This window comes from Synechococcus sp. B60.1, assembly GCF_047462555.1.
GTDB lineage: Bacteria > Cyanobacteriota > Cyanobacteriia > Thermostichales > Thermostichaceae > Thermostichus.
Genome location: NZ_JANSJN010000019.1, coordinates 15,334 through 19,957, shown reverse-complemented (window position 1 = coordinate 19,957; position 4,624 = coordinate 15,334). Strand labels below are relative to the sequence as shown.

The 4,624-nt window shown below is 62.5% G+C and carries 5 protein-coding genes; 3 read left to right on the top strand and 2 right to left on the bottom strand.

What is annotated here, in order from left to right; all coding sequences use genetic code 11:
• Nucleotides 1–3 precede the first annotated feature (3 nt).
• Both NW863_RS03725 and NW863_RS03720 read left to right on the top strand, forming a co-directional pair.
• The gene (locus NW863_RS03725; RefSeq protein ID WP_414364521.1) at nt 4–1,092 is read left to right on the top strand and encodes a glycosyltransferase family 4 protein; all 1,089 of its coding nucleotides are present in this window, start codon (nt 4–6) and stop codon (nt 1,090–1,092) included.
• Nucleotides 1,093–1,160: 68 nt separating this feature from the next.
• Complete coding sequence (locus tag NW863_RS03720; protein ID WP_414364506.1) at nt 1,161–1,730, top strand: hypothetical protein; 570 nt, start codon at nt 1,161–1,163, stop codon at nt 1,728–1,730.
• A 12-nt stretch (nt 1,731–1,742) separates the two neighbouring features.
• Here the strand turns inward: NW863_RS03720 and NW863_RS03715 are convergent, their stop codons facing one another.
• Complete coding sequence (locus tag NW863_RS03715; protein WP_414364504.1) at nt 1,743–2,270, bottom strand: adenine phosphoribosyltransferase; 528 nt, start codon at nt 2,268–2,270, stop codon at nt 1,743–1,745.
• Between the two features lie 186 nt (nt 2,271–2,456).
• On the opposite strand from NW863_RS03715, the gene NW863_RS03710 reads away from it, so the two are divergent.
• Entirely contained in the window at nt 2,457–2,894 is a 438-nt protein-coding gene (locus NW863_RS03710; RefSeq protein WP_414364503.1) for a hypothetical protein, read from the top strand.
• Nucleotides 2,895–3,175: 281 nt separating this feature from the next.
• On the opposite strand, the gene NW863_RS03705 is transcribed toward NW863_RS03710, so the two are convergent.
• The coding region (locus tag NW863_RS03705; protein WP_414364501.1) for a peptidase M3 at nt 3,176–4,624 on the bottom strand (1,449 nt) is incomplete at its 5' end.

The window sequence follows — 4,624 nt, the reverse complement described above, 5'->3', positions numbered from 1 at the left end:
TACTTGGTTGCCTTTTTGGCTGCTGCCTGTGTGGTTCTCTGGGCAACCCCGGTGGTGAAGGCGGTCGGGATCCGCAGCGGCCAGTTGGATTTTCCCGATGAGCGCAAGATCCACCGGCAGCCGATGGTGCGCCTAGGGGGGGTCTCTATCTTTTTTGGCAACCTGGTGGCACTACTCTTGCTCTGGGGAGCCGGAGCCTTCGCCGGCTTGCGCACCGAGCAGGAGTACGAGATCTGGGGGGTAACCATTGGCGGCGTTTTGTTTTTTTTGATTGGCCTGGCCGACGATCTGTTTCAGTTGTCGCCCTTTTCCCGCCTGGCGATGCAGTTTGGGGTGGCTGCCGCCGCTTGGGGAGTGGGGGTGCGCATTGAGTTCATCAACCTACCGCGCCTTGGCCTCTGGCCCTTCCCGGTGTGGTTGAGCCTGCTGGTTACCCTGCTGTGGCTGGTGGGGATGGCCAACGCCATCAACTTCATGGACGGCCTGGATGGGCTGGCGGCAGGGGTGTCAGGGATCGCGGCAGTCGTGATGCTGATGGTAACGCTGCTGCTGGATCGGCCGGCGGCGGCGATGCTGGCGGCAGCCTTGGCAGGGGCCTGTCTGGGCTTTTTGCGCTACAACTTCAACCCGGCTCAGATCTTCATGGGAGATGGGGGAGCCTACTTTTTGGGCTTTACCCTAGCCGGGATCGGGGTCATTGGGGTGGCCAAGGGGGTGACCACGCTGGCGGTGGCCCTGCCGTTTTTTATCCTGGCCGTGCCAATCCTGGATATGTCTGCCGTCATCCTCAAGCGGCTGGCCAGGGGCAAGTCCCCCTTTCATCCCGACAAGGGCCACTTGCACCATCGCCTGCTCAAAGCCGGCCTGTCGCAGCGGCATTCAGTGCTCTTGATCTACGCCATGACCCTTTGGGGGGGATCCCTGGCCTTGGCCTTGGCCGGCCTGCCGGCAGGGGGCACCTACCTGGGCGGCGCCTCGCTGCTGTTAGCGGGAGTAAGCTGGGGGGCCTGGCAACGCCAGCGTCAGCGGCAACGGTCTTTGGCTGCTGAAGATACCGAGGTTCAAGCAACAGATTCAGTTAATTCAAAATAAGGATTAAGCCTGGGTTGTTCCCAGCCGCCCGCCTGCCTAGACTGGAAGGTATCTCCTCTGCCGCCTTGATGATGCGTCCTACACCGGAGCTGGCGGCCCTTTTGCGCCGCACCGCCGATCGCCTACAGGCCCAGCACTGGGGCTTTTGGGATCGCGAGTACTGCTGGCGGGATAGTACCCGCTGCAATTGCGGCCTGCTGGTGCGGGAAGCCCTGGGCTGGAATCAGCAGCAGCTTAGCCTGCGCATCCACCGCGGCACCTGGCGCTCCATTGCCCAAACGGCCTACCGCACTGCTGCCTTTGTCCTGAGGGATCCCTGGGAAGCCCAGTGTGAGGCCACGGGCCTGCGGCTGGGATATGTGTTCGAAAAAATGGCAGAGCTGGGGTTTGACCAGCCAGAGGACTTTGCCGCCCTGGAAGAGCTGAGCGATCCCGTCATCCGGGCCCGCCTGGCTGCAAAAGGGGTGGAGCCGCTGCGGCAGGATCACGCCCTCCATGTGGCCCTCTACATGGGGGAGCTAGCCGACTGGGTTGAGGAACAACTGCAGGCGCAAGCTCAGCTCAGCCACCTGACTCAACCGCTGCCCAAAGCCAAAGCACCAGAGGTAACCGTCCGCCAGCCACTGCACCTGCGGTGAGGGGCGGATCCCTCAGTTGGATTCGTCCACCATCACCACATGGGTGGGGATCTCAGGGGGCAGGAGCTTGCGGCCCGACAAGAAAGCCAGCTCGATCAAGAAGGCAAACCCCCCCACCTCAGCGCCGCTCTGGGCCACCAATTGGGCGGTGGCAGCGGCGGTGCCCCCGGTGGCGATGACATCATCTACGATCACCACTCGGTTGCCGGGGCGCAGGGCGTGGGCATGAAGTTGCAACTGGTCTTGGCCGTATTCCAGGCTGTAGATTTGGCTGAGCACCGGCGGCGGCAACTTGCCCGGCTTGCGAACCGGGACAAATCCCAAACCCAGATGCTGAGCCAGGGCAGCTCCTAAAATAAAGCCGCGCGACTCGATGCCCACCACATAGTCCAGGGATCCCATAGAGGTGGTGCCAGCGGCCAATTGTTCAATAGCAGCCCGGAAGCCCGCCGGATCCCCCAAGAGGGGGGTTATGTCGCGAAAGAGGATCCCGGGTTTGGGAAAATCGGGCACCAAGCGGATGAAGGCGCGCAAATCCATCCTGTTTTCCTCGTTGGCCAGTGGCTTGCCGAAAGGGCGCTCCAAGCAACCCATCATACCTGCTTAGCTTAAGGGCAGATGGGATCCCTTTTTGTCCGTTCGGCACCGGGGAAGATTTTTTATAATTGGCAGGGCTAGGAGCCGCGGCTCACCTGGTCTTTCTGTTCCTGACTCTGGAGACTTCTCATGCGCTATTACATGGCCATTGACTCCAATCCGCTGGCAAGTTTGCCGCTGGCTCTGTTTGGGGTGGGCAGTGAGTCGGCTTACGTCGATCTGCTGCAGGACAAGTTGATTGTCCGGGCGGGCAACCTGTTCAACGAAACCTTCTCCCTGAGCGAGTTGGGACAAGGGGAGCGCTTCTCTTGGCCCTGGTTCTACGGCCTGGGCGTGCGCACCGATTTCCAGGGGCTGGTGGGCGCGGTAACCAGCACCCAGGGGGTAATTGCCATCCCGCTGCTGCAGGAAAAGACCCTCTTCATCCCCCTGCTGGGGCCCCTGGGGCTGCAAGTATCCTGCAAAAAGTTGGTTTTCAGCCTCAAGGATCCGGACACGTTCCTGGCCAACTTCAATCAGGGTCGCCCAGAGGTGAACAGCGGGCCCAAGAATGTGGTGATCGAGTAGCCGTCTGGCCGGCTACTTTGACGAGACCAGCACTTCGGTAACAGAACCGCGCTCGCGGCCCTGGCAGTTGATGGCGCGGCTGGCCGCAATGGTGGGAATGAGATAGCCGCTCCGGGGGACTTGTACAACGCTAAACAGAAACGAACCCCTGTGAGGAGCCCGTCCCGCTTACGCGAGCGGTTTTCTTCAGCAAAACCCTGACTAGCGGCAGCCCGGGGCTCCCCCTACCAGGGGTGACGCGGCCATTCCGCCGATGCCAACGGTCGGCCGGTAGCCCTCCTCTAGTCTTGCTCCTCTTCTAGCAGCTCTTCCAGCACCTCGATCCAACGCTCCAGCTCCTCCAACCCCTGCAACACTGCCTCTGGGTCGCTCAGCTCCACCTGGAGCATCTGGGCCGATTCTTCCCAGGTCAGGGATCCGGGCGGGCTGGCCAGCCAATTCAGGTAACGGGGCAAGAAGGTGCGGGGAGACAGATGATACTGGCGGTGGCAGGCCAGGGCAACCAGTCTGGCCAGGCTGGCCTGATGGCTGCTAAAAGGGCGGAGAAACAGCTCCGGCATCCCCACCCAGCGGAACTGGTCTTCCGGCAGCAGCTCCACCGCATCGCCACATAGCTCTTGGCACAGCTTCAGCCACTCTTCGCTGACCCAGTAGGTAGGGCTGGCCTCAGAGGGCGCCAGCAGAGGGGTGTCGCCCCCTGGGATCCCCGAGCGGTAGAGAAGCAGCTCCAGCCGCGCAATCAAGCTCTGGTAAAACACAGCCTGCAGCTGGGCCTCCAGGTGGTAAATCAACAGGGCTTGGGCCAACTGGAGGCTGCTGGAGAGAAAGGTCTCCGGCCCGCTGACGCCATTGCGGAAACGGAGAGGCACCCCCCCTGGTGTGCCTCGCGCCGTCTCAAGCAGGTAGCCTAGCAGCATCTGCTGTAAAAACGCGGTATGCACCCCCACCTCCCAGGAGGGCCGAGTAGCTCCCTGCAACTCCTCTAGCTCCAGCCAAAGTCGGGGCTCCTCAGGCCGGAGCCGCCGGCTGAGGGCTGCAAGGGCTCGCAGTAGGGAGGCAAGGGATTCACCCCCTGGAAGGGGCGTCTCTAGTGGCCAAGGGAAGGAGTCGGTCTCCCCACGGCTTGCTTCCAGTTGGGAGGTAATTTCCGGCAGCCAGGGCTTGGCTTGGGCAGCGCACTCGGGGCAGAACTCCTGCAAAGCAGACCAGACCAGGAAGGTGGCCTCGGCGGCAGTGAGGCGAGGAGCCGGATCTCCCCAAGGGGCATAGAGGTCGCAGGTACGGATGGAACGGCTCAGGGCGCGGCTTTTTAGGCGGTAGTAGCGCTGGAACAGGTCAAAGCGATCGTGGATCCCGTCTAGCAGATGCTCCCAAAAGGTCTGGCCGAGGCCGTGGCGAGCCAGGTACAGATCGGCGGCAGAATCGTAGCCCCGCCACTGGGCCTCCCAGAGGTGGTCGCGGATGAGGATGCTGAGAATAAATCCCCCCAGCTCTGCATGGGCTTCCAGGTGTTGGCCCAACCGCTGGTAGGCCGCCCAGCGGATCTCGGCGCTGGGATGGGTTTGCAGGCTCTGCAGGTGGGTAAGAGTTTCAGCCGACTGGGGTTGGGGGAGCCCCAGGCCCTGGCCAGGGAGGGAGGCGAGGGTGACTTGCCACAACTGCCGCCAGGCCAAGCGTCCGGCCAGGCGCTGCTGGTGGAGCAGGCGCTCCAGAGGCTCCGCCTGTTGATG

What these genes read in the sequence shown, in the direction of transcription:
- NW863_RS03720 (WP_414364506.1), top strand. Translation starts at nt 1,161, where the DNA reads ATGATGCGTCCTACACCGGAGCTGGCGGCCCTTTTGCGCCGCACCGCC.
- NW863_RS03715 (WP_414364504.1), bottom strand. Translation starts at nt 2,270, where the DNA reads ATGGATTTGCGCGCCTTCATCCGCTTGGTGCCCGATTTTCCCAAACCC.
- NW863_RS03710 (WP_414364503.1), top strand. Translation starts at nt 2,457, where the DNA reads ATGCGCTATTACATGGCCATTGACTCCAATCCGCTGGCAAGTTTGCCG.